The sequence below is a fragment of the Microbacterium sp. SYP-A9085 genome, from assembly GCF_009649635.1.
Classification (GTDB): domain Bacteria; phylum Actinomycetota; class Actinomycetes; order Actinomycetales; family Microbacteriaceae; genus Microbacterium.
On sequence record NZ_WJII01000002.1, the window covers coordinates 308989 to 334200 of the forward strand.

Below are 25212 nucleotides of genomic sequence, written 5' to 3' on the forward strand. Positions count from 1 at the left end.
CGGTTCGGTGTCAGGCGGTGCCGGAAGGATTCCACCGATCGGGCGGCGCCGCCGTCACTCGCTCATCGAGCGGGCGGCGGGTGCGGATCTCGATCATGGCGGCGAAGACCCGCTCGCGGTTGCGCCCGTCGCGCTGGGGGAACGCGCGTCGCATCCGCTCCCGGTACTCGGGCGCCGCACCGGATTCAACCACCCGGACGAGGGCGGCGGCGGCGGTGTCGGCTTCGACGCAGACCGGCCCGAAGCCGTGCTCGTCGTAACGGAAGTAGCCGTCGCGCTCGGTGTGCCCGCTCCGGTACTCGTCGGCGTCGAACTGGTAGTAGACCACCGGGATCTGAAGATACGCGGCGTTGAACGCGGTCGACGAGTAATCGGTGACGAGGGCGGCAGCATCCACCAGCAGCGCCCGCATGTCGGCGTCGGCGTAGGACGCCCGCTGCACGTGCGCCGGCACGCGGAAGTCACCGAGGTGGGCGCGCATGTTCGGATGCGGCATGAACACGACGTCGTGCCCGGCCGCCGCCAGTTCGGCGATCCGCGGGCTGTTCAGCAGGTCCTGCCAGCACTGCGCATAGCGTGAGCGCATGAACGCGCCGACGCGCTCGCGGGCGCTGGACGTGGAGGTCATGTCCCCGACCAGGTAATCGCGCCAGGTCGGCATGATCAGCACCGTGCGCCGCGGAGAGTCGCCCCGCGCGCGCTGCAGCTGAAGGAGGACGTCATGGCGCGGCAGCCCGGTCAGCCGGACCTCTTTCGCCCCGAAGACGTACGGCGACGATCCGGTGATGTAGTCGTACTCCTCTTCGGTGGAGGTGATGAACGCGTCGATGTCCTTCTTGTTCAGCCACTCGGAGATATCGCCCTTGATGACCCCGTGCTGCAGGAAGGTGAACGCATACCCGCTTCGCAGCCGCCGTGGCACGGACGCGGTGATGAACCGGTCGGCATGGCTGGACACGAGATTGTCCGCGTGGGCCATGAGGGCCAGATGCCTTCCGGTGCCGTACGCGACCAGCCGCGCACCACGGGCCGCGAGCCGCTGCCAATCCCTGCTGTCGCGGCGGATCACGAACCACGCGTTGACCTCGGGATGGTTCTCACGCACCCAGAAATACATGTCCTCGGCGCTGTCTGCGGCGTCGACGTCCCGATCGATGAACACCCACGCGTGCCCGAACGTCCTCGCCGCCCGGGCGGACCGTCGCGCCAGCTCTCCGCGTGCCATATCGACGCCCCTGCGGAGGAATCTCTTCCCGCGCGCGATCGTTTCGCGGGCCCCCACTCGCTTCAGCCGAGCCCGTCGAGCATGCCATGTCGTGGCCGCGGCCGCCGCGTCGACACCGTACGCGTCCCGAGCCCTGCGCTCCGGTGTGCGCAGCGTCTGGGGCGTCCCGTCGATCTCGATCCGCACATCGACGTCGTCGGGCAGCCAGAGCGTACGCTGCCACGCGATCGCACGGCCTGCGTACTCCAGCGCCTGCTCCTTCGTGAACCGCGGCTCGATCTCTCGGTCGTCGCCGAGGACCCTTTCCGAGGGAACCGGGTCGCCGCCGTGCGTGTAGGTGTATGCGCGCAGACCCCGCCGCGGATCGTGCTCTGCGGCCGCGACCGCGCCATGGACGGTCGAGCCCTTGGCGATGAGCAGCGCATCACGCATCCACGGCTCGATCGGCATCAGTGCGAAGTCGTCGATCGCATCGTCGTCGATGTGCGTGAGGTAGGTGGAGATGAGTTCGGACAGCGCGACCTGCATCCGGTCGGAGAACATCACCCGCCGTGCCTCGCCGGCTTGCGAGGCGCGCAGAATCCAGAACTGGTCGTACAGGAAGAGATTCTGCAGCCAGCGCGGCACCGCACCGTGCCGACGCTCGGCGATCTCGATCAGCGGAAGGAACCCGTGCCGAAGATGATCGACGTACTTGCGCGGATCCGCCTTGCCGACCTGGATCGTCGAGTCCTGACGCTGTCGGTAGAGATACTCGGCGCCGGGGACGAAGAGCACCGTCGGGTCGTCGATGTGCAGGAGGTATTCGGAGATGAAGGCGCCGTCCTCGAAGCGCAGCCGAAGCTGTTCCGGGAAGCGGATCCCGTTCTCCTCCACGACGCTGCGCCGGATCAGGGCAGACGTCACGTGGGGTTGGATCCAGTCCGCCTGGACATCGAGGTGACGCAGCACGACGCCGTGACGGAATCTGCCGTCGAGCGCGTGGGTGTCGTCTCCGCGTCCTCGTCCGTACCAGAGCCGTATCCGCGTCGAGACGACGTCGACCCGTTCGTGGGGATGCCGCGCCAATGCCGCTTCGCATTCTGCGAAGTAGGTCGGGCGAAGGACGTCGTCGGGATCGGGGAACGTCACCCACTCGCCTGTGGCGTGCGCCAGACCCATGTTCCGCGCAGAGGCCTGACCGCCGTTCGGCTTCGAGAGGAACACGACGTTCGCGGCATTCCTGTCTGCGAACTCCTTCGCCAATCGCGGCGTCCGCCCGTCGTCCGAGCCGTCGTCCACCAGGATCACCTGCAGTCGCTCGAAGCCGACGGTCTGCCGCTGCAGCGATGCGAAGAACTCTGGCAGGTACGGGGCGACGTTGTACAGCGGCGTGACCACCGAGTACGTGGCGCCGGCGGTCGGGGGCCTGCGGCGCATCATCGCTGCGGCGGCAGGAACAGGCCGTCGCACGTCTTCGCGACCGTGACCGGTGTGGTGGTCACCGTCGGCGTGTATCGCACCGACAGCGGGCCGAGTTCCCCCTTGGGCAGGGGGCTGGTGAACGTCACGGTCTTCGACTGACCGCTGGGCACGAAGATGCGGATGCTCTTCGCGTCCCGGCCGGCCTCGACGCCCGAGCGCCAGTCCGCGTAGGAGTCGCCGAACTCCGGGTCGGTGGCGGTGATGCTGGAGCCGGGGGGAGCGAAATAGATGATGTCCTGGATGAAGGTGTTCCGCAGCAGGCCGTATCGCTTGTTCCGGACGCCGAGCTGGTACTTCGTCATCCCCTCCAGGGGAGCGCTGTTCGCGATCGTCAGCGACGTCGTCATCGTCCGCGCATCGGCGTTGCAGGTCACGTTGACCTTGGTCTTCATGAAGTATTCGAGCTTGCTGTACGCGGCGTCATTGACGAAGATGCCGACTTCCGTCGTCTTCTCATTGCTCGTCGCGAGAGCCCCGTCCAGCCCCAGCTGGACCGCCATCGCCTGTTCGGCCGGGCGCGCGAACCACACGTGCAGGCGCTGCTCCGTCACCGAGATCTGGAGCTGATCCAGCATCTTCATGACATCCCACTTGCCGGATGCGACCTTGTCGAACACCCGCGAGGCGACGTCCGCGAAGAACATGTCCTGCTGGGCGTTGATCGGGTATCGCGTATAGGCGTCGTACAGGAGGGCTTCCACGACGTTGCCCGATGTGAGCGTGCGGCCGTCGGCGGTGGCGATGGGGCCGGTGACCTTGAGCATGTGCGAGAGGACGATGGGATCCACCGAGATCACGCCGTCCAGACGCGTGCCCTGGGTGTTGAACCACAGATTGTCGAAGGTCTGCGCTGTGGTGGGGAAATCGGGAGTGCGGGTGAAGTTCCCGAAGCCCATGAACGTGTCCGGCTCATACAGGCGCAGCGTGTCTTCGGGCAGGTCGATCACCCGCTGGTTGCGGGGGAAGCTGTAGGTGCTGGTCTGGGCGGCGAGCTTCACCTTGCCGTTGTCGACGGTGACGATGGCGGTGGCAGCGGGCAGCCCTCCGCCGCTGCGCGACTCGGCGTTGTTCTGGAAGATCAGCATGTAGGTGCGCTTCTCGTCGACCCCCGCGGCCTTCAACAGGGTGGGCAGATAGTGCTGGACGTTCTCCAGCGCGGGGCCCGCCTGATCCATGATCTCGAACAGCGACCCGATCGCCTTGTCGACGACGGGGAGGATCTTCGTCCGATCGATGCCGTCGAGCTTTTGCTGCGCTTTCGCGAACGCGTCGGTGATCTCGGGGAGCGACGAACTCGCCTCCTGGATGGGCTTGAGGTTGATCCCGCCGCCCTTCACCGAGACCTTGTCGAGGCGGAGGGTGCTCAGCAGCTTCACGCCGGCCGGCATCGCCCCCTCGGCGAGGATGTGCGTCGCCTCGGTGGCCTTGCGCACGGCATCCACGTTCTGGCCGACGAGGGGGATGCCGGCGGCGATCTCCCACAGCGGCCCCTGCACGGTGGTGTCGGCGGCGCGGGTGAGGTCGAGGACCTTGTCTCCTGCGAGCGCGATCTTGCCCGAGTCGCCCGCCTTCAGGTACCCCGTGATCGAGGAGATGTGCGCCTTCGCGGACAGCAGGTCATCCTGCACCGACATGGCCTGCTGGGCGAACACCAATGCCACTCCGCCGAGCCCAGCGATCACGCCCACGACGGCGGACGCCGCGATCCAGGGCCACCGCCGGCGACGGCGACGCGCCGCGTGGGATCCGGCACGATCCGCGCGGTAGCGTCCGTGAGAATGGCGAGGGGGCACCCGTCGACATTATCGGGTCGTCACTGTGACGCCGCTGAAGGGCACGCAGGAGAGCGACCTTCCGCCGCCGATCGGTCGATCGAGTCGAATAGACTCTGCCCGACCACCACTCGCATGAGGAGAGCCCCGCCACGATGCCCAGCATCCGAAGCATCCTGCGCCGCAGCAGCCTCCTGCAGAAGTGGCGGTGGGCCCCCTACTTCCTCAGTTACGCGCTGCTGGCGAGGTTCACCCGCGTCCGCCCGGGCCGCATAGTGTTCCTCTCCGACTCCCGGGCGGGGTATTCCGGCAACCTCGCCTTCCTCCGCGACGAAGTCCTCCGCCAGGATCCCGGCGCCGAGATCATCGGGATCTTCAAGCGCGGCCTGCGGTCACGCCGGCCCCTCCGGGACATGGTCCGCCTGCCGTGGATGACCGCGACGGCCCAGACGATCGTCGTCGACGACTTCTATCCCCTCATCTACCCGTTCCACATCCGGCCCGCTACCCGGCTCGTCCAGGTGTGGCACGCCGCCGGGGCGTTCAAGCGCGTCGGCTACAGCCGGGCGGGCCTGCCCGGTGGGCCGATCCCCGGATCGATCATCCACCGCAACTACACGGACGTCACGGTGAGCAGCGAGGGCGTCAGACCGGACTACGCCGAGGCCTTCGGGGTGGACCTCGACCGGGTGAAAGCACTCGGTGTGCCCCGCACCGATGTGTTCTTCGACGAACGGATCATCCGGGAAGCGGGCCGCGCGGTGCGCGCACGCTACGGCGTCCCCGAGGGGACGCGGATAGCCCTCTACGCGCCCACGTTCCGCGGCAACGGCCAGCTGACCGCGACGTTCGACTACGACGGCGTGGACTGGGCGACGCTGGCGCACGATCTCGCCGACGACTTCGTGCTCCTCGTGAAGATGCACCCGTTCGTCCGCCCGCTGACGGTCGCCCGTCCGGGGACCGTCGGCGTCCTGGATGTCAGCGCCGACCGCGAGATCACACAGCTGCTGATGGCGGCCGACGTGTTGATCACGGACTACTCGTCGACGATTTTCGAGTACGCGCTGCTGCGGCGTCCCGTCGTCTTCTTCTGCCCGGACCTGCAGGAGTACACGGCAGAGCGGGACTTCTACCATCCGTTCAGCGAGTATGTGACCGGGCCGCTGGTCACCGATCCGACCGGGCTCGCGCAGGCCATCCTCGACGCGCGGTACGAGGCCGGTTCCACGGACTTCCTCGAGCGCTTCATGGGGGCGTGCGACGGACGGTCGTCCGAGCGCATCACGCGGGAACTCATCCTCACGCCGCGGGAGGGCGGGCGCCCCGAGGCCGCCGCCCCCGGGGGCAGCTCCCCCGCGCCGACACGGGCGTCGGGAGCGATGGGCCTGCGGCTGCTCGTCGCCTACACCGCCCGCGTCGCACTGAACGTCGCCTACGCGCCGCTGCGGCTCCTGCCGCGGCGGCGGAAGGTGGTGATGATCAGCCGCGAACACGAGAGCGTGCCCGGCGACTTCGTCGACCTGGCCGCCGCCATCACCCGCGCCGATCCGTCGATCCGGATCGTCACCCTCGTGCGGATGGTGCCGCCCGGCTATCTCGCGAAGATCGGCTACGCGCTCCACATGCTCACGCAGCTGTTCCATGTGGCGACCTCACGGGTGCTCGTCATCGACACCTACTCGATGGTGGCGAGCCTGCTCCGACACGGCCGCGGGCTCACGGTCGTGCAGATCTGGCATGCCCTGGGCGCCTTCAAGAAGTTCGGGCTCAGCATCCTCGACCACGAGGAAGGGCGGGATCGCCGCCTCGCCCGCGCTATGCGAATGCATGCCGGCTACGACATGGTGCTGGCCAGCGGCGAGGACTGCCGGCCTGCGTTCGCCGAGGCGTTCGGGACGACCCCCGATCGTGTGACTGTCGCCCCGCTCCCCCGCGTCGACCGCCTTCTGGATCCGGACCGCGCCCGGATCACGCGCGACCGGATCCGCGCGGTGCACCCCCACCTTCAGGGACGCCGCGTCGCCGTGTTCGCGCCGACGTTCCGGCTGGACGGGACCGTCACCGTGGACACGGCCGTGCTTGCGCGCGCCCTGGAAGGGATCGGCATCCACCTCGTGGTGAAGGTGCACCCGCTGATGGCGACGGACTTCGGGCCGCACGTGGACACCGCACCGGGCTTCTCGACCCAGGAGATGCTCGACGTCGCCGACCTGTTCATCACCGACTACTCCTCGGCGCTGTACGAGGCCGCCGTCCTCGGCATCCCGAGCTACTTCCTCGCCCCGGACCTCGACGAGTACACGGCGTCACGCGACTTCTACCTCGACTACCGCCGCGACCTCCCCGGCCCGATCGTGCGCGACGTCGACGAGCTCGTCGCGTCGATCCGGGCCGGCGAGGGCACCGCGGATGCCGCACGCGCGTTCGCCGCCCGCTGGGTGCAGGTGCCGCAGGATGCGGGCATGTCGACGACCGCGTGCGCGGACACCATCGCGGCGGCGGTCATCCGTTCCGTCGACGCCTGATCCGGCGCGCGAGCCGGTGCAGCACCAACTGCGCGTCCCACACCAGTCGCCGCCACGGTGAGCCGAGCGGCCCCGGCACCGGTTTCCACACCCGCACCTCGCCCTCGCGGGCGGGGACCGCCCCGCGCAGCTGCCCGAACACGCGACGCCGGTGACGGTCCTGACTCTGGCCAGGCGAGTCGCCACGCACACCGTCGATCACGGGCCTTGCGGCGCCGTCGGCGACGACCCGCGCCCCGCCCGGCGCCGCCGCACTCCACCGGTGCAGCAGCTGCTGCCCGAAGTAGTCCGGGGTGCTGACCGCCCCCACCGCATCGATCCGTTCGTCGCCGGTCCGGACCTCGACCGACGTCGGATCCGCGACCGCGAGATCGAGGCTGGGGCCCCGCCGGTAGGCGCCGACCCACGCCGGGATCGGCCTGCCCGCGAGCAGCTGCAGCAGCAACCGGGATTCCAGCGGAAGGGCTGTGGCGTCGTAGCGGAACAGCCGGTCCTCGTCGACGTGGGCCGCGCAGGCGGCGAGGGCGTCCAGCGTCGCCCGCTGTCCGTCCGCGTCCAGGACCGAGGCGTAGCCGTCCGCCGTGAGCTGGACCGGCAGCAGCCACTGACACTCGTAGAGGAACATCGCCTGCAGCCATTCCGGCACCCCGCCCGATGCCGCCGCCCGCTCCATCAGCTGCGCGTAGCCGTCACGGAACCGGCCGATGTACGTGTCCGGATCGCGACGGAATCCGTCGATCGCGGAGTCCGCGGCGGCGCGTCGCCGATACACATAGCGCGCGCCGGCCACGAGGCCGAGCACGGGTTCAACCTCGTGCAGCAGGAACTCCGCGACGAACAGCGCGTCCTCCGAGGCGTGCAGGTTCGTGCGGAACCGAACACCCCTGTCGGTGAGGTCGCCGCGACGGAAGAACACCGACGCCACGTTGAGCTGGAAGAAGTCCGGAAACCGGACCATCGACACCCGGCGATCGCCCGCCATGAAACGGAACTTGAGGGCGTGCACATCGCGAACCCTGGTCTCCGGCTCGCGGAGACGGACCAGCCGCGTGGAGGCCAGCGAGACCTGATCACCGTGACGCCGCAGAAAACGCGCGACACGGCGGAAGTAGTCGTTCGCCACGAAGTCGTCCGAGTCGGGGAACGTCACCCAGTCGCCGGTCGCCGCGTCCATGCCCGCGTTGCGTGCAGCGCTGACTCCCGCATTGGCCTGGCGGATGACGCGGCCCGCGGTCCGCGTCTGTGCGAGCCACTCCTGCGCCAGCCGGGCAGAGCCATCCGGAGAGCCGTCGTCGACGAAGATCACTTCGAGGATGTCGTCGCCGAGCCGCTGCGCCGCGAGACTGCGCAGCAGGTCGGGCAGGTACCGCTCCACACGGTACAGCGGAACGACGGCGCTGATGAAGGCCATCTGCAGGGAACCCCCTTTCCGGTCGCTGCCCGCGCAGTCGGGCGCAGTGAGGCGGCCGCACAAGGCACTCAGACAGTAAACCGTAAGATGGGCACGCGCCACCTCGGCGCGTTGCGCTCATCGTTCCATGAGGTGTCGATACATGGCAGACAGCACCAGAACAGTCGCGGTCGTTCTCGCGGGCGGGATCGGAGTCCGCGTCGGACTGGGCATCCCCAAACAGCTCATCCGCATCGCGGGGAAGGCGATCGTCGAACACACCCTGGAGGCGCTGGAGGCGAGCGAGCGCATCGACGAGATCATCATCATGATGAACGCCGGTGCCATCTCGGAGCTGGATCGCCTCAAGACAGACCCGCGTTTCCCGAAGCTCACCCGCATTCTTCCCGGTGGACAGACCCGCAACGACACGACCCAGCTCGCCATCGCGGCCCTCTCCGGTGACGACACGAAGGTGCTGTTCCACGATGCGGTCCGTCCGTTCATCGACGATCGGATCATCGACGACTGCATCGACGCCCTCGACACGTATGAGGCCGTCGACACCGCCATCCCGTCGGCCGACACGATCATCCAGATCGACGACGCCGGTCACATCTCCGGAATCCCCGACCGCAGCCACCTGCGCCGCGGCCAGACGCCCCAGGCCTTCCGCCTGGGCACGATCCGGCGTGCGTACGAGCTTGCGCGCAAAGACCCGACGTTCCACGCGACAGACGACTGCGGCGTGGTGTTCAGCTACCTTCCGGAGGTGCCCATCCACGTGGTGGACGGTACGCCCGAGAACATGAAGGTGACCGAGCCGATCGACGTCCACATCGCCGACAAGCTCTTTCAGTTGCAGTCCACGAGCCTCTCGCTCGAGGGGATGCAGGCGCTCCCGGACCTGACCGGCAGGGGTGTCGTGGTCTTCGGCGGCAGTTATGGGATCGGCGCGAGTATCGTCCGGCAGGCGGAGTCCGCCGGCGCGACGGTGCGTGAATACAGCCGTTCCACGACCGGAACGGATGTGACCTCGGCGAAGCAGGTGAAGAACGCGCTGGCCGACGCCGCGCGGCACCTCGGACGGATCGACGCCGTGGTCGTGACCGCCGGCGTGCTGCGGATCGCACCGCTGGTCGACACGACGAAGAAGGACCTGAAGAAGACGATCCAGACGAACCTCACCGCACCGGCGCTGATCTGCAGAGAGGCCTACCGGTACCTCGCCGAGACACAGGGTCAGGTGATCCTGTTCACCTCCAGCTCGTACACCCGCGGTCGCGCGAACTACAGCACGTACTCCGCAACGAAAGCCGGCGTCGTCAACCTCACTCAGGCCCTCTCCGAGGAATGGGCCGACGACGGAGTGCGGATCAACTGCATCAACCCTCAGCGCACCGCGACGCCGATGCGCACCGCTGCGTTCGGCGAGGAACCGGCGGGCACCCTCCTCGACCCGGAGGATGTCGCCCGGGTCACCACGCACGTCATGCGCGCCGGCCTCACCGGTCAAGTCGTCACCGTCGACGTCGCCGCGATGGCCGCCCTCAAAGAGCGGAAATGACCGGCTCGATCCGTTTCAGCCTCGTCGTCCCGATGCACCGAACAGCGCTGTATCTTCCCGCGCTGCTCGAGTCGCTGGGTGCGCAACGGCCGGGCCCATACGACGTCGAATTCATCTTCGTCGACGACGGTTCACCCGACGATGCCGCCGACATCGCCGAGCGGTGGCTCGCCGCCGGAGCGCGTTCGGGGCGCGTGCTCCGTCAGGAGAACCGCGGCGTCAGCGAGGCGCGGAACGCCGGGATCGCCGCAGCCGCGGGAGACTGGATCGGTTTCCCGGACAGCGACGATTTCGTGGGCGACCGATATCTCGATGCGGCGGCACGCGCGATCCTGGCAGATCCGACGGCGGTGCTGGTCAGCACGAACGTGAAGTGGTTCCGGGAATCGGTCGGTCGGGTCACGGACAATCACGTCCTTCGGCGGAAGTTCGCGGCCGGAACGCGCGTGGTGGATCTGGATCGCGACCCCCGGTTCATCCAGACGCAGGCGGCATCCGCGTTCTTCCGGCGTGACCTCATCCTCACGCACGGTACCCGCTTCCGACCCGGACTGGACATGTCCGAAGACGCCGTGTTCGTCGCCGACTATCTCCTGGACGCGCCCGACCGGTGCGTGCTGTGTGTCGCCGACAGCGAGTACATCTACCGCCAGCGCGCGGCCGGCGATTCAGCCGTCGACACCGCACGTTCCAACCCGAACTTCTACCTCGGCCGATTCGACGACGGATATGCCCCTGTCTTCGAAAAAGCGGTGATGCGGGGACCCATCCCCGCCTGGCTCGAGACGACGTTCATCTACGACGTCAGCTGGTTCCTGGCGCGGGAGGACGATGTCGCCACGAAGGCGACCTGGCTGACGGCTGACGAGAAGCGTCGCGTCCTCGCGGCCCTGAGCGGCATCATGCACCACGTCGCCGACCGCAGCATCCATGCGTATGGGATCACGCCGCTGTCCGTCGAGCTGCGGTGCCTGCTTCTTGCGCTCAAGGGCTCCGGGTTGCCGGACCAGGGCGTCGCCAAGGCCGTCGTCGCCGACGGGCGGGGAATCGACGTGCGATACCTGTTCCAGGGCGCCCCACCGGTGGAGCGCTTCACTCGCGGGGATGAGACCCTGACCCCCACCACGGGAAAGATCCGCCGGATCGACGTGTTCGACCAGGACCTGATCCGAGAGCGCATCGCGTGGCTGCCACCGGGCGAGCTGCCGCAGCTCGACCTGGACGGGCGCGCCGTCGCCCTCTCCGTCGGGACGTATCAAGCCCTCCACGCCCAGCCGCTCCGGGATGCCTCACCGGCCCCCGCGGGGCCTGTGCGTCGCCTGGCATGGCGCGCCCTCGAACGGGCGCGCGCCGAGATCGCCGTGATCATCCCGGGCGCCTTCGCGGCGCACGCGCGTACAGCCACGCGCGCCGCGGGGATGCGGGCTCGCCGGGGCACCCGGACACGGCAGCTGCTGGGGCTCTCCCACCGCTTCCGGCGGGCCTGGGTTCTGATGGACAGGGTGTCGGCCGCCGGCGACAGCGCGGAGTACCTGTATCGCTATCTGCGCGAGCATGAGCGATCGGTCAATCCGTGGTTCGTGCTGTCCGCCGGCTCACCCGACTGGGCGCGTCTGCGCAGGGACGGCTTCCGGCTCGTGGGATACGGAACCGCGAGACATCGGGCCCTCCTGGCCGCAGCCCCGGTGGTTCTGTCGACTCATCTCGACGTGGAGGTGACCGAGCCCTTTCCCGAGCTGTTCTATCCGGATCGGCGCCGGCCGTGGCGGTTCGTGTACCTGCAGCACGGCGTCCTGCAGCACGACCTGTCGCACTGGTTCAACAAGAAACCCATCGACATCATCACGACTGCGAGCGTCGACGAGCAGAAATCGCTCGTCGAGGACGACTCGTCGTATGTGCTCACGTCGGTGCAGGCGAAGCTGACGGGGTTTCCGCGGCATGATGAAGTCGCCCGGCTGGCGGCGGGCGCCGATCCCGCGCAGCGCGACATCATCCTGGTGGCCCCGACGTGGCGGAACGGGATGCACGCGGCGAAGACCGCGCCCGGCGCACTGCGCACTCTCAAGGAGCCGTTCGAGGCGACCGCGTTCGGCCATTCCTGGCTGTCCCTCTTGAACGACCCCGGGCTGCACGCGGCGGCCGCGGAGCATGGCGTGCGGGTCGTGTTCCTCCCGCATCCGAATCTGCGAACCCAGATCGATCCCCGCTTGCTGGCCGAACCGGTCGAGCTGATGCGGTCGGTGGACGATGTGCACCGACTGCTCATGCGGTGCCGATGCGTCGTCACCGACTACTCATCGATCGCGTTCGAAGCCGCGCTCGCGGGTGCGGATGTGTCCTACTTCCAGTTCGACCGTGACGAGTTCCTCCGCGGCGGGCACACGTATCTGCCCGGATACTGGTCGTACCAGGAGCACGGCTTCGGGCCCGTCTCGACGACCGTGGACGACGCGGTGTCCGTCGTCGAGCGCCAGCTGACCGGCGGCGCCGACCGAGCGCTGTATCGGGGACGGGTGGACCGCACCCTGCCGATGGTCGACGGACGGTCGAGCGAACGGATCACGGTCCGCGTGAAGTCCCTGCTGGCTGCCACCTCGGGATAGCGGACAGCTCCGGTCGTCGCGACGTTGCGGCGGCTACCTGGCGGAACGTGCCATCAGCGCGTCTGCGCTGCGCGCGATGTCCGGCGCCAGCGACCGTGCAAAGGTTCCGGAGAGATGGCCGCGGTCGAAGTACACGATCACTCCCCCGAGCACGGAATAGCAGACCTGGCCGGAGCAGATCCGGTCGGTGAGATCGAGCACCGACAGGTTCGGTGCGGAAATGGCCTGTGCGGCGTCGGCAAGCGGGTCGGTCTGCTTCCGCGATGCGGTCCCGTCGCATGCGGACAGGTCGTCCTCATGCTCGCTGACGCAGTCGGGTACGTTCGTCAGCTCGGTGGCGTACGGCGTGTCACGCAGCACGAGCACCGGCACACCGGCGTCGACCCAGGTCTTCAGGACACGCGTGTAGGACTTCTGCGCCTCCGGGAACGTCTGCGCCAGGGTCAGGCCGGGCATCGTGCGGGAGGTGCGGTTGGAGAAGACGACGAGGTCGTAGCCGGCCTTCTTGATCGTCGCGATGACCTTGTCGTTCCAGGCCAGGCAGTTCGCGGTCCTCTCGGGCGTTTCGAACTGGATCTTCTCGTCGACGGTGTAGCACTCCGAGATGAGGTATGTCGTGATGCTCCAGTTCTGCGTCGTCGCGATCTGCTGAAGCGCCGGCAACCAGTGACCCGCATGCGAATTGCCGACCAGGGCCACCCGCTTGGCATCCGGCGCGGTGCTGCCGTAGTGGCATGTCTTCTGGTCGCTGAAGTCACCGAGGATCCAGCAGCCGTCGGCATACGGCTCCGGCTTGTCGTCCTGCGCGAAGACCGGGCTGGTCAGCAGCCGGTCGCCGTGCGGCGAGCAGCCGGGGTTCACCAGGGCCCGCGATCCGAAACACGAGGTCGGATCGCTGAGCGCGCGGGTGAGCTTCGTCTGGGCGTTCGCGGCTTGCACGTTGACGAACGCGATCGCCGACCCGCAGACCAGACCGATCGCGAGCATCCCCACCGCACCGAAGACGAAGGAGCGCCGAAGAGGTACCCCGAGCGGCTTGCGGCCGCGGAACCGGTCCTCGACGAAGATCTTCGTCAGCCACGCCAGCCCGAACGCCAGAACGATGGCGAGCACCTTGGCGACACGGTGCAGATCCTGGCCGAGAACATACGGCAGAAGCACGAGCGCCGGCCAATGCCAGAGGTACATGCTGTACGAACTGTCGCCGACGATCTGCACCGGCTTCCACGACATCGGCCGCAACGGTGAGAACCGGCCACGCTCGACGGCCGCGATGATGACGAGGGCCGTGCCGACGACGGGGATCGCGGCCGTCGCGCTGGGGAACGGAAGGGCGCCGGTGTACACGAACGCGGAATACGCGATCATCGCGAGGCCCGCGTACGCCACGATCAGCCGGACACCCGCCCGCCCGTCCAGCCGGCGCTGTGCCCAAGGGAAGACGCAGGCGGCGAGGCCGCCGAGCCCGAGCTCCCACGCTCGGGTCCACGAGACGAAGTACGCCGACGCGGGGTCGGTCGCGGTGATCCACACGGAGGCGACGAGCGACGCGGCGACGATGACGCCGATGGCGACTCCCACCGCACGCCGGTCCGCGTCTTCGCGCCGGCGCCGGACGAGCCAGATCGCCAGCAGGACGACGATCGGCCACACGAGGTAGAACTGCTCCTCGACCGACAGCGACCAGAAGTGCTGCACCGGGCTGGGGGCGGCATCGGCGGCCAGGTAGTCGACGGCCTGGCCGGCGAGGAACCAGTTCTGCACGTAGAGGGCGGACGCCGCGACCTGCTCCGCGACCCCCTTCCACACCGTCTGCGGGGCCCATACCAGCGTGACCACGATCGTGACGACCAGAACGAGGAACGACGCCGGCAGCAGCCGTCGGATGCGGCGTCCCCAGAAATCGGCCAGCTGCCCCCCGGTCTGCGGGGGCTTGCCGATCAGGTGGCCGGTGATGAGGAAGCCCGAGATCACGAAGAAGACGTCGACACCGACGAAACCGCCGGGAAGACGCCCCGGGAAGAAGTGGTAGACCACGACGAGGAGGACGGCGAGCGCACGCAGCGCCTGGATGTCGGCCCGGATCGGTGTGACGTGAGCCGCGGCCGTATCGCGCTCGCGACGGTGCGTCGTCCTCGACCCGGGCAGACCGATGTCGGGCTTCTCGAAGACGGTCATCACCCGTGGATTTTACGCGACCTCACCTGAACGCCCGTGGAGAACGCGCACGGCGGGCTCGGCGCAGCCTCTGCTGGCGTGCGGCGTGCTCTGCCAGGATGGCAATGTGAAAGGCATTATCCTCGCCGGGGGCTCCGGCACGCGTCTGCATCCGATCACGCTGGGGGTGTCGAAGCAGCTGATCCCGGTATACGACAAGCCGATGGTCTACTACCCGCTGTCCACTCTCATGCTCGCCGGGATCCGCGACATCCTGGTCATCACGACCCCTCACGACGCGCCGTTCTTCGAGCGGCTGCTGGGCGACGGGTCGCAGTTCGGGATCTCGCTCACGTTCGCGCAGCAGCCCTCACCCGATGGCCTGGCCCAGGCCTTCACGATCGGCGCGGACTTCATCGGCGACGACAAGGTCGCCCTCGTCCTCGGCGACAATCTGCTGTACGGCCCCGGCCTCGGCCGGCAGCTCAAGCGTTTCGCCGACGTGGACGGCGGTGCGGTGTTCGCCTACTGGGTGTCGCAGCCCGAGGCCTACGGCGTGGTGGAATTCGACGGGGACGGACGGGCCGTCTCGCTCGAGGAGAAGCCCGCGCACCCGAAGAGCAACTACGCCGTGCCCGGTCTGTACTTCTATGACAACGACGTGATCGAGACCGCACGCGGCCTGCAGCCCAGCGCCCGCGGCGAGTACGAGATCACCGACGTGAACCGCGCCTACCTCGACCGCGGCACCCTGCACGTCGAGGTGCTCCCCCGTGGCACCGCGTGGCTGGACACCGGCACGTTCGACCAGATGACCGACGCCGGCGACTACGTGCGGACCATGGAACGACGCACGGGGATGAAGATCGGGTGCCCGGAGGAGATCGCGTGGCGGCAGGGGTTCCTCACCGACGATGAGCTCGGCGAGCGCGCCGCGCTGCTGGCGAAGTCCGGATATGGCGGGTACCTGCTCGACCTGCTGGAGCGAGGGCGAGCATGAGCCGACTGCTGGTCACCGGCGGCGCCGGATTCATCGGGTCCAACTTCGTGCACCACCTGGTCGCGCACACCGACCATCACGTCACGGTGCTCGACAAGCTGACGTACGCCGGGAACCGCGCGTCGCTGGCCGATCTGCCCGAGGACCGCGTGACGTTCGTGCACGGCGACATCCTCGACGCCGGCCTCGTCGACGAACTGTTCGCGGACACCGACGCCGTCGTGCACTATGCCGCCGAGTCGCACAACGACAACTCGCTGCACGATCCGCGGCCGTTCCTGGACACGAACATCGCCGGCACCTACACGCTGCTGGAGGCCGCGCGCCGGCACGGCACCCGGCTGCACCACATCTCCACCGACGAGGTGTACGGCGACCTCGCGCTCGACGACCCCGGCCGCTTCACCGAGCACACCCCGTACAACCCGTCCTCACCGTACTCGTCCACGAAGGCGGGATCGGACCTGCTCGTCCGCGCCTGGGTGCGGTCATTCGGCGTGCAGGCGACGATCTCCAACTGCTCCAACAACTACGGGCCGTACCAGCACGTCGAGAAGTTCATCCCCCGTCAGATCACGAACGTCATCCGCGGCATCCGCCCCAAACTGTACGGCGCCGGTCACAACGTGCGGGACTGGATCCACGCCGAGGACCACTCCTCCGCAGTGCTGACGATCCTCGAGCGCGGGCGGATCGGAGAGACGTACCTCATCGGCGCCGACGGCGAGAAGGACAACAAGACCGTGATCGAGCTGATCCTCACGCTGATGGGCGAGGATGCCGGAGCCTACGATCACGTCACCGACCGGGCCGGCCACGACCTGCGGTACGCGATCGACTCGACCAAGCTGCGGGACGAGCTGGGCTGGCAGCCGCGATACCGCGACTTCGAGGCGGGGCTGGCCGACACCATCGACTGGTACCGAACCCACGAGGACTGGTGGGCGACCGCCAAGGACGCCACCGAGGCGTTCTACGCGAGCAAGGGCCAGTGATGGCCGAGTACGGCAAGGCGCTGCGATCCACGGCGACACCCATCCCGGGGCTGGTCGTCTGGGACCTTCCGGTGCACGGCGACAGCCGCGGCTGGTTCAAGGAGAACTGGCAGCGCGAGAAGATGACGGCCGCAGGCTTGCCGGATTTCGGCCCCGTGCAGAACAACATCTCGTTCAACGACGCGGTCGGCACCACCCGTGGCATCCACGCCGAGCCGTGGGACAAGTTCGTCTCCGTCGCCACCGGACGGATCTTCGGTGCGTGGGTCGACCTGCGCGAGGGCCCGAGCTTCGGCGCCGTGTTCACGTGCGAACTGGACCCGTCGCGGGCGATCTTCGTGCCGCGCGGCGTCGGCAACGCGTACCAGACGCTCGAGCCGGACACCGCCTATACCTACCTCGTGAACGACCACTGGTCGCCGGATGCGACCTACACGTTCCTGAACCTCGCCGACGAGACCGCCGCGATCGCCTGGCCGATCCCGCTCGATCGGGCCGAGCTGTCGGCGAAGGATGCCGCACACCCGCGTCTCGCGGACGTCACCCCGGTGCTGCCCCGCAAGACCCTGGTGATCGGCGCGAACGGGCAGCTCGGCCGTGCGCTGCGTGCCGAGTTCGGCGACGCCGCGCACGTCGAGTACGCGACCCGCGCCGAGCTGGACCTCGCCGATCCGGCGCTGGAGACCGCGCGGCGCTGGCGCGACTACGAGGTCGTGATCAATGCCGCCGCATATACGGCTGTGGATGCCGCCGAGACGGCGGAGGGACGCGCCGCCGCGTGGGCGGTGAACGTGACCGGGGTCGCCGCGCTCGCCCGCGTCGCGACCGCGTACGGGCTCACGCTCGTGCACGTCTCGAGCGACTACGTGTTCGACGGCACCTCTGATCGACCGTATCGCGAGGACGACCCGCTGTGCCCGCTGGGAGTGTACGGGCAGACGAAGGCTGCCGGCGACGGGGTCGCGGCCACGGTTCCCCGGCACTACATCGTCCGCACGTCGTGGGTGATCGGCGATGGGAAGAACTTCGTGCGCACGATGGCCTCACTGGCCGACCGCGGCGTCGATCCACGGGTCGTCGACGACCAGATCGGACGCCTCACGTTCACGGACGATATCGCACATGGCATCCACCATCTGCTGAGCACACACGCGCCATTCGGGACGTACAACCTGACGAACACAGGGCCGGCTGTGAGCTGGGCGGGCATCGCGCGACAGGTTTTCGCCCTCACCGGGCACGACCCGGCACGGGTCACCGGCGTGTCGACGGAAGACTACTTCTCGCAGGCGGCCATGCCGATCGCACCTCGGCCGCGCAACAGCGTGCTGGAGCTCAAGAAGATCCGCGGGGTGGGAGTCACGCCCGAGACGTGGGACGCCCGCTTGCGGGCCGCGCTGCGCTGACGCGGCGACCGCTGCCGCTACCCCTCGAGGACCTGCAGCGCCTCGTCGATGGCGCCGTCGAAGACGACCTCCCCCTTGCGGATGACGATTCCGCGCGAGCAGAGCTCCTTGACCTGTCCGGCACTGTGGCTGACGATCATCATCGTCACGCCCTGAGCCGCCATCTCCTTGAGCTTGGCGTTGCACTTGGCGCGGAACGGGGCGTCGCCCACGGACAGCACTTCATCGACGAGGAGCACGTCGAGTTCGACGTGGATCGCCACGCTGAACGCGAGGCGCATGAACATGCCGGACGAGTAGTGCTTCACCTCCTGGTCGATGAAGTCGCCGATCTCGCTGAACGCGACGATCTCTTCGAAGCGCTCCTTCGTCTCCTTCTCGCTCATCCCCAGGATGGCGGCGTTCAGGAACACGTTCTCGCGGCCGGTGAGGTCCGGATGGAACCCCGCGCCCACCTCGATGAGTCCGGCCACCCGACCGCGTGTCAGGACCTGGCCCTCGTCAGGTCGCAGGACCCCCGAGACCATCTTCAGCGTGGTGGACTTGCCTGAGCCGTTCAGGCCCATCACCGCGACCGACTCGCCCTCGTGGATCGTGAACGAGACGTCCCGCAGCGCCTGGAACTGCTGTGAGCGCACGGGCTGGCGCTTCACCCAGCTGATGAAGGCGTCCTTGAACGAGCGGGTGGAACGCTTGTTGAACCACTTCGAGACATGCTCGACGACGATGGCGGGCTGCGCGGTCATGGTCCTCGGTGTCATCACAGGTCCTGTGCGAACGTGCGCTCGAAGCGTCGGAAGACGAACTGGCCGACGATCGTGACGACGACGATGATGGCGATGCCGATCAGCAGGATCCAGCCGAATTCGGGCGGCCAGCCCAGCTGCTTGTCGGCCGGGACGACCGGCGACCAGAAGGCGTTGTGGAACATCTCCACGGCGACGGTGATGGGATTGCTCATGTAGGCCATGAAGATCCATCGCGCGTGCTCGGTATGGTCGTACACCATCGCCCACGTGTACATGATCGGCGACGACCATGTCGCTATCGTGCGGATGATCTCGATGAAGTTCTGGGCGTCGCGGAAGCGGACGTTGATCGCGGAGAACAGGAGACCCACGCCCAGCACGAACGTCGTGACCAGAAGCAGGCCGCCCACGGCGAGCCCCACCGAGGCGAACGTCGGCATCCACCCGAAGATCAGCGAGACGATCACCAGCACTGCCAGCTGGGGCAGGAAGTGGATGAACGATCCGACGACGGCGGAGATGGGGAACAGCTCGCGCGGCAGGTAGATCTTGCGCACGAGGGCCTTGTTGTCCACGATCGACCGGGTCGTGGCGCCCATGGCCTCGTTGAAGAGGTTCACGACGACCAGCCCGGAGAACAGGTACAGGGGGTAGTCCTCCACGCGACCGTGCAGACCCAGGATCTGCCCCATCACGAGGTAGTAGATGAGGAACTGGATCGTCGGCCGCACATAGGACCACAGCCAGCCGAGCACCGAGTTGCGGTACCGCAGCGAACTGCCCTTCGAGATGAGCAGCCGCAGCAGGTATCGATACCGGAAGACGTCGAGGAGCCCTCGGCCCTTTCCAGGTGTGTCGAAGGCGCTCTTGTCGAAGGTGGTTGTCACGGGTATGTCGTCCTAGCGGCCGCGCGCGTCCGCATCCGGGCCACCCGCAATCCTAGTGGACGAGCGGCTGAGAACCGTCTGGGGCGCGACTGCGCTCAGTGGATCTGGACCATCCCGTTCCAGCCCCAGCCCACGGCAGACCAGCCCGACCAGCCGCCCGAACCGTTGCCGCGATACAGCCACAGCTCTCCGTTGCGCTTTCGCGCCAGCACGTCGGAGTGGCCGTCGCCGTTGAAGTCGCCCGGGCTGAACACCGACGTGAACGATCCCCACCCGGTGCCGATCTTGCGAGCGCCGAGCCACGAACCGGTTCCGCTCATCCGGTACAGCCACAGCGTGCCATCGGTCTTGCGCGCGATGAGGTCCGGCCGGCCGTCGCCGTCGAAGTCGGTCGCGGCGAACAGCGCAGAGAACGACCTCCATCCACTCCCGATCACCGGGCGGCGTTCGGAGACCCATCCGCCCTTCCCGTCCCCCCGGTACAGGGTCAGGTAACCCGCCCGGTTGCGGGCGATCAGGTCGGTGTGACCGTCGCCGTCGAAGTCGATACCGCCGATGAGCGCCGTGAACGATCCCCAGCCTGTTCCGATCCGCACGGGGGACGCGAACGTGCCGGAGCCTGCACCGCGATACAGCCAGAGACTGCCGTCGCTGCGCCGCGCCGCGATGTCGGGGCGCCCGTCACCGGTGAAGTCGCCGAGCGGGACGAGGGTGGCGGTCCCCCAGCCGGGGACCGGGGTGGATGACGCGCGCCACTTGCCCCTGCCGTCGCCGGGGTAGAGCAGCAGTCGTCCGTCCTTGCGCACGGCCAGGACATCCGAGGTCTTGTCGCCGTTCAGATCTCCGACGCCCGCCGACCGGACCCCCGCAGCCTCCGCGGGCGGGGCGGACGGGGTCGACGGGGTCGACGGCGTCTCGAGCGCGAGGTAGTCGCTGTGTGCCCACATCGCCGTGCCGCCGACACTCAGCCGCCACCATTCGCCGTACGTACCGGTTCGGGTGTACTTCTGCCCCTTCGTGATCGACCGGACCCCCGTGGAGCAGTCCGTCGAGGGGGCCGTGCGCGCGTTCAGCGACGACACCGTGACCACGGCCGTGCCGGAGGCGCTCGTCACCTTGGCCGGTTGCGCGCACCCGGTCACGGCCGGTGCACCGTCACCGGACGTGCTGTCGACCGTCAGGTAATCGCTGACCACCCACAGCGTCGCACTGCCGACCGCGATCTGCGACCACGCGCCGTACACGCCCTCGACGTCCACGGCGGTGCCGCGGGACAGGGAGCGGATCCCGCTGCCGCACAGCGTGGTGGGTGCGGTGCGAGCGTTCAAGGCGTCGACGTTCACCTTCGCGGTCTGTGTGCGGGTCGCCACATCCGCGGCGGCCGGCTTCGTGCACGCGCTGATCTGCGCCGGCGCCCCGGTCGAGGTGGAGGCGTCGGGCGCGAACCAGGCCACGTAGTAGTTGTAGAAGTTGCGGTTGCCGTACGTCGAGCAGGCGTCACCTAGGCCCCAGCCGGCGGCCAGCGCAGCGACGTTCGGGCGGTACGGCGTGTAGTTGTACAGGTTCGCGGTCGCCTGATTCTTGATGTAGACCTTCGACGACCCACACGAGGAACTGGGGTCCCACTTGATCGTGTTGTACTGGCCCGCACGGTAGCTGAACGAGGTCGGGTACTTCGTGTAGATCTGCATCTGCCGAGCACCCAGATACACCTGCTTCCAGAACCCGGCCGACGCCGCCGAGCAGCCGTCCGCGGTGTCCGGGCAGTTCTGGCCCATGGCGTGCTCGAAGTTCCACGCGCTCGGCTTCGTCGAGGTGACCAGACCCTGCTCCTTCTGCAGCATCACGATGATGACCTTGGGGTTGATCTGGCACGCGATCGACGCGCGGTAGATCATCCGCGCCGCGGTGACGCCCTTCTCGGCCGTCGCACCCGCACAGTACGAGTCCTTGGACTGCGCCTCGATGTCGCCGCGGTAGGTCTTCAGGCACGTCGCACCCGACGCGCACGTGGGGACCTTGCTGTTGAGGAACGTCTGGATCTGCGCCTCGGTCATCGAGCCGGACCGGTAGAACTCGGCATCCGAGATGATGTACCCGCCGTCGATGATCGTGCCCGGCAGCTCGGCGGCCTGCGCCGTTGTTGCGGGAGCCACCGCCGTGAGGGCGGCTGCCGCCATCAGGGCCGACAGCAGCAGGATGAGCCATCGCCGGGGAGCGGTCGAGGCCGGACGCGCGCGAGAAAGCATGTGGACATTGTGACTGAAGTGGCGCGTGATTACCACCCGAATCTGAGATCCCGACGCGCGACACGCTGAATCCAGCGGGCTGGAGGGTTGATTTCAGAGGTCGGCGTGCAGCTGCCAGACCCGGTCGGCGGCCTCCCGCCATGAGAAGGCGCGACCCCGGTCGCCGGAGAGGACCGCAAGGCGCTCCAGCGCGGCCGTGGACGAGAGCGCGTCCGTGATCGCGGCCGACAGCGCCGCGGCATCCTCGCCATCGTCGTTCTCGTCGCCCACGACGCGTCCCCCGTCGAGGACGACCTCGCGGTGGTCCGGCGATGCCGCGGCCACGACCGGTACGCCCAGGGCCATCGCCTCCACGATCCGCCACGGGAACGCTCTGCGCCGCGACGGCGCGACCACGATCGCGGCGACGTCCAGGATCGCGGCCCGGTCCCCCGGATCGGGGTCGACGCGCACATGCACCCGGCGCGCCGGGATTCCCGCCGCCTCGGCGTACTCCACGATCGCGGGCTCCTGCCCCTCCCGCGCGTCCACCACGACGATCGGCAGGTCGGCGCCGGAGCCGGCGATCGCGCGGAAGCCGGTCTGAAGCGCCGCCGAGGGCGCGGCATCCCCGACCAGCACGATGATCCCCTCGGGCACGCTCAGTGTGCGCCGGCGCCCCACGGCGTCGACGGGCACCGCGAACCCGGCGGGTGCGGCCCCGGCGATCACGCGCACGCGGCCGTCGACGTCGACGATCTCCGCGAGCCGCTGCGCCATCGCGTGCGTGGGCACCACGACGGCATCCGCGTGCTTGCGGGCGCGCTTGAGCATCGCCTTGAACCACATCTGAGCCGGCCGCGGCAGCTCCTCCGGCTGCTCCCAGGGCAGCAGGTCCCACAGCGTCACGACCGTCTGGTCGTGGTCGTTCACGCGGTCGTGGCGCCCCAGCGGCGCCAGCAGGGTCGGCGAATGGATGAGCCCACCGCCGGTCCCGGCCGTCACACCCAGCTGCCACGCTGCCGCCAGCTCCCGGCGGCCCATGCCCAGCCGGCGCACCTCGGCGACGCCGGGCAGGTCCAGTTCGTGCGCCCCCGACGGCACGAGCGCCCCGACCTCGCAGCCGCTGGGCGCGGCCTGCACGAGCGCGTGCGTCAGCTCGCGGGACGCCGTCGCGAGGTCCGGGTCGGTCTGGGTGATCAGCTGGTCCAGCACCACCCGCAGCAGCACGCTCACCGCATCATCCCTTCGGGGTCGGGGTCGGTGTCGGCGGGTGCAGGGCCTTGCGGACGAGACCGTGCACATAAGCGATGTCGGGGTGCGTCTGATCGACCTCGGCGCCGTCCGGAGTGAGCTCGATCGAGGTGACCTTATGCCCCTTCGCCTTGATCGCGAGGTCGGTGAAGTAGCCGAACATCGACGACGGGATGTCGGTCTTCACGAGGTGCTCCCCCGCCTTCGTGATCTGCTCGAAGCGGCCGAGCACGGTCCCGGGGGTGAACTGCTTGAGGACCGCCTCCTGCAGCTGCCGCTGCCGCTTCATCCGGTCCCAGTCGCTCGTGGTCTTGCGGGAGCGCGCGTACCACTGGGCGGTCTTGCCGTCCATGTGCTGCGGCCCCTTCTCGATCCACCCTGTCGCCCACTCGTCCACGGGCTGGCCCTCGTACTTCGGCCCGCCGCCCTCCGGCAGGCGCTCGCTCACCGTGATGTCCACGCCGCCCAGGGCGTCCACGAGCGCCGCGAACCCCGCCATGTCGATGAATGCGTAGTACGGGATCCTGATCCCGAGCAGGCCCTCCGCGGCATCCTTCGTCGCCTCGACACCGGGCGTCGAGGCGTTCTTCTCGGCGTCCGGGTAGATCCTGCTGCCGTCGCGGCACACCTCCAGCTCGGTGTTGAGCTGGTTTATGGCGCCCGTCCACCCGCACGTCGGGCTGCCGTGCCCGGTGTGCACGTCGGGGTAGAGCGTATGCATCGGGCTGTCCTTCGGGAACGGGAAGCCCTCCAGGTCGCGCGGGATGCCGGTGATCACCACGCGGCCGGTGTCGGCGTTCACCGACACCACCGAGATCGAGTCGAACCGCATCGAGTCGCGGCCCTTCCCGCTGTCGGCGCCCAGCAGCAGGATGTTGTAGTAGCCGTCCGAGGGCGGCACCGCCGGGCCCTCGGACACGAAGATGCTGCCGAGCGCGCTGCGCGCGGCATCCGTCTTGCTCACCGCCATCCCGGTGCCGACGCCGGAGACCACCAGCAGGACGGTGGAGAGCACCGCGATGCCGAACCGGGCGCCGGGGCCGGTCCTCACGAGCCGGACCAGGCGCAGCGTGTCGATCGTGAGCACTATCCACAGCACCAGGTACGCCACCAGCACCGCTTCGAGCAGCAGCGATGCCGCGAAGATCCGGCCGCCCCACGGCAGCGGCACCGCCGCGGTGAGGATCGAGGTCAGCACCGGCAGCGAGGTCACCGCGGTCACGACGGCCACGACGATCAGCACCCACATGAGGATCGTCGCGCCCAGGCCGAACCGGCCCAGGCGCCGATTGCCGGCGAGCACCTGCGCCGAGCCGGGGAGGAGGAAGTTCATCACGACCAGCCACCAGCCGCGCCGCGTCATCAGCGACGTCGCCTCGGCGTCCGGATATCGCAGCGGCCGCTCCTCGACGATGTGGCGCGCGGCCTGCGCCGTCACAGAGACTCCTTGAGCCGGCGGTTCTTCTCCTCCACCTGACCGGCGAGGTCCCGCGCATACGCCTCGATCCGGTCGGCGAGCGCCGCGTCGGACGCACCGAGGATGCGGGCGGCGAGGATGCCCGCGTTGCGGGCGCCGCCGATCGACACCGTGGCGACGGGGATGCCCGCGGGCATCTGCACGATGCTCAGCAGGGAGTCCATCCCGTCGAGGGTCGCCAGCGGCACGGGGACGCCGATCACGGGGAGGGATGTCACGGATGCGAGCATGCCGGGCAGGTGCGCGGCGCCGCCGGCTCCGGCGATGATCGCCTTCAGCCCGCGCGCGCGGGCGCCGCGCCCGTACGCGACGAGCTTGTCCGGCGTGCGGTGCGCGGAGACCACCTCGACCTCATGCGGGATGCCGAAGTCCGTCAGCGCCTGCGACGCGTCGCTCATCACCCGCCAGTCCGAGTCGGAGCCCATCACGACGCCGACGAGGGGGGAGGTGGAGGAGTGCAGCGGCTCGGTCACCCGTCAAGGCTAGGGTGCATGACTGGAAGATCCC

Annotated in this window: 16 protein-coding genes; 6 read left to right on the plus strand and 10 right to left on the minus strand. The window is 68.6% G+C overall.

Features of this window, described 5'->3' with window-relative positions:
- Window positions 1-10 precede the first annotated feature (10 nt).
- Window positions 11-2644: a CDP-glycerol glycerophosphotransferase family protein gene (locus tag GH740_RS06225; RefSeq protein WP_172978316.1), complete on the minus strand. Its 2634-nt coding sequence runs from the start codon at window positions 2642-2644 to the stop codon at window positions 11-13.
- Window positions 2644-4350, minus strand: coding sequence for a DUF4012 domain-containing protein (locus GH740_RS06230; protein ID WP_153745222.1), 1707 nt, complete (start codon window positions 4348-4350; stop codon window positions 2644-2646). Before GH740_RS06230 ends, GH740_RS06225 begins: the two co-directional genes overlap by 1 nt.
- Window positions 4351-4616: 266 nt before the next feature.
- Between GH740_RS06230 and GH740_RS06235 the strand changes: the two genes are divergently transcribed.
- Complete coding sequence (locus GH740_RS06235; RefSeq protein ID WP_153745223.1) at window positions 4617-6989, plus strand: CDP-glycerol glycerophosphotransferase family protein; 2373 nt, start codon at window positions 4617-4619, stop codon at window positions 6987-6989.
- Here the strand turns inward: GH740_RS06235 and GH740_RS06240 are convergent.
- Window positions 6967-8400 carry a glycosyltransferase gene (locus tag GH740_RS06240; RefSeq protein ID WP_153745224.1) on the minus strand — a complete coding sequence of 478 codons (1434 nt, stop codon included), beginning with the start codon at window positions 8398-8400 and terminating at the stop codon, window positions 6967-6969. The genes GH740_RS06235 and GH740_RS06240 overlap by 23 nt on opposite strands.
- A gap of 142 nt (window positions 8401-8542) precedes the next feature.
- On the opposite strand from GH740_RS06240, the gene GH740_RS06245 reads away from it, so the two are divergent.
- Window positions 8543-9946, plus strand: coding sequence for a bifunctional cytidylyltransferase/SDR family oxidoreductase (locus GH740_RS06245; RefSeq protein ID WP_153745225.1), 1404 nt, complete (start codon window positions 8543-8545; stop codon window positions 9944-9946).
- Window positions 9943-12552, plus strand: coding sequence for a glycosyltransferase (locus GH740_RS06250; protein ID WP_153745226.1), 2610 nt, complete (start codon window positions 9943-9945; stop codon window positions 12550-12552). The genes GH740_RS06245 and GH740_RS06250 overlap by 4 nt, the downstream gene beginning before the upstream one ends.
- 33 nt (window positions 12553-12585) lie before the next feature.
- On the opposite strand, the gene GH740_RS06255 is transcribed toward GH740_RS06250, so the two are convergent.
- Window positions 12586-14730 carry an acyltransferase family protein gene (locus tag GH740_RS06255; RefSeq protein WP_153745227.1) on the minus strand — a complete coding sequence of 715 codons (2145 nt, stop codon included), beginning with the start codon at window positions 14728-14730 and terminating at the stop codon, window positions 12586-12588.
- A 106-nt stretch (window positions 14731-14836) separates the two neighbouring features.
- Here GH740_RS06255 and rfbA point away from each other — a divergent pair, with 106 nt between their 5' ends.
- The 3 genes from rfbA to rfbD are packed head-to-tail and all read left to right on the plus strand — an operon-like array spanning window position 14837 to window position 18110.
- Window positions 14837-15709 (plus strand): glucose-1-phosphate thymidylyltransferase RfbA, encoded by an 873-nt coding sequence (gene rfbA, locus GH740_RS06260; RefSeq protein ID WP_367640871.1) that lies wholly within the window; start codon window positions 14837-14839, stop codon window positions 15707-15709.
- Entirely contained in the window at window positions 15706-16704 is a 999-nt protein-coding gene (gene rfbB / locus GH740_RS06265) for a dTDP-glucose 4,6-dehydratase (RefSeq protein WP_153745229.1), read from the plus strand. Before rfbA ends, rfbB begins: the two co-directional genes overlap by 4 nt.
- Complete coding sequence (gene rfbD, locus GH740_RS06270; protein ID WP_153745230.1) at window positions 16704-18110, plus strand: dTDP-4-dehydrorhamnose reductase; 1407 nt, start codon at window positions 16704-16706, stop codon at window positions 18108-18110. The genes rfbB and rfbD overlap by 1 nt, the downstream gene beginning before the upstream one ends.
- 17 nt (window positions 18111-18127) lie before the next feature.
- Here the strand turns inward: rfbD and GH740_RS06275 are convergent, their stop codons facing one another.
- The 6 genes from GH740_RS06275 to purE form a co-directional block, all read right to left on the minus strand.
- The gene (locus GH740_RS06275) at window positions 18128-18871 is read right to left on the minus strand and encodes an ABC transporter ATP-binding protein (RefSeq protein WP_153745231.1); all 744 of its coding nucleotides are present in this window, start codon (window positions 18869-18871) and stop codon (window positions 18128-18130) included.
- The gene (locus GH740_RS06280) at window positions 18871-19746 is read right to left on the minus strand and encodes an ABC transporter permease (RefSeq protein ID WP_367640874.1); all 876 of its coding nucleotides are present in this window, start codon (window positions 19744-19746) and stop codon (window positions 18871-18873) included. Before GH740_RS06280 ends, GH740_RS06275 begins: the two co-directional genes overlap by 1 nt.
- Before the next feature lie 95 nt (window positions 19747-19841).
- A complete protein-coding gene (locus GH740_RS06285) occupies window positions 19842-21995 on the minus strand; it encodes an FG-GAP-like repeat-containing protein (RefSeq protein WP_153745232.1) in 2154 nt (717 codons plus the stop codon).
- A 93-nt stretch (window positions 21996-22088) separates the two neighbouring features.
- Complete coding sequence (locus tag GH740_RS06290; RefSeq protein ID WP_367640876.1) at window positions 22089-23210, minus strand: glycosyltransferase; 1122 nt, start codon at window positions 23208-23210, stop codon at window positions 22089-22091.
- A 4-nt stretch (window positions 23211-23214) separates the two neighbouring features.
- Window positions 23215-24591 carry an LCP family protein gene (locus tag GH740_RS06295; RefSeq protein WP_153745517.1) on the minus strand — a complete coding sequence of 459 codons (1377 nt, stop codon included), beginning with the start codon at window positions 24589-24591 and terminating at the stop codon, window positions 23215-23217.
- 71 nt (window positions 24592-24662) lie between these two features.
- Entirely contained in the window at window positions 24663-25130 is a 468-nt protein-coding gene (gene purE, locus GH740_RS06300) for a 5-(carboxyamino)imidazole ribonucleotide mutase (protein ID WP_153745518.1), read from the minus strand.
- Window positions 25131-25212 lie beyond the last annotated feature (82 nt).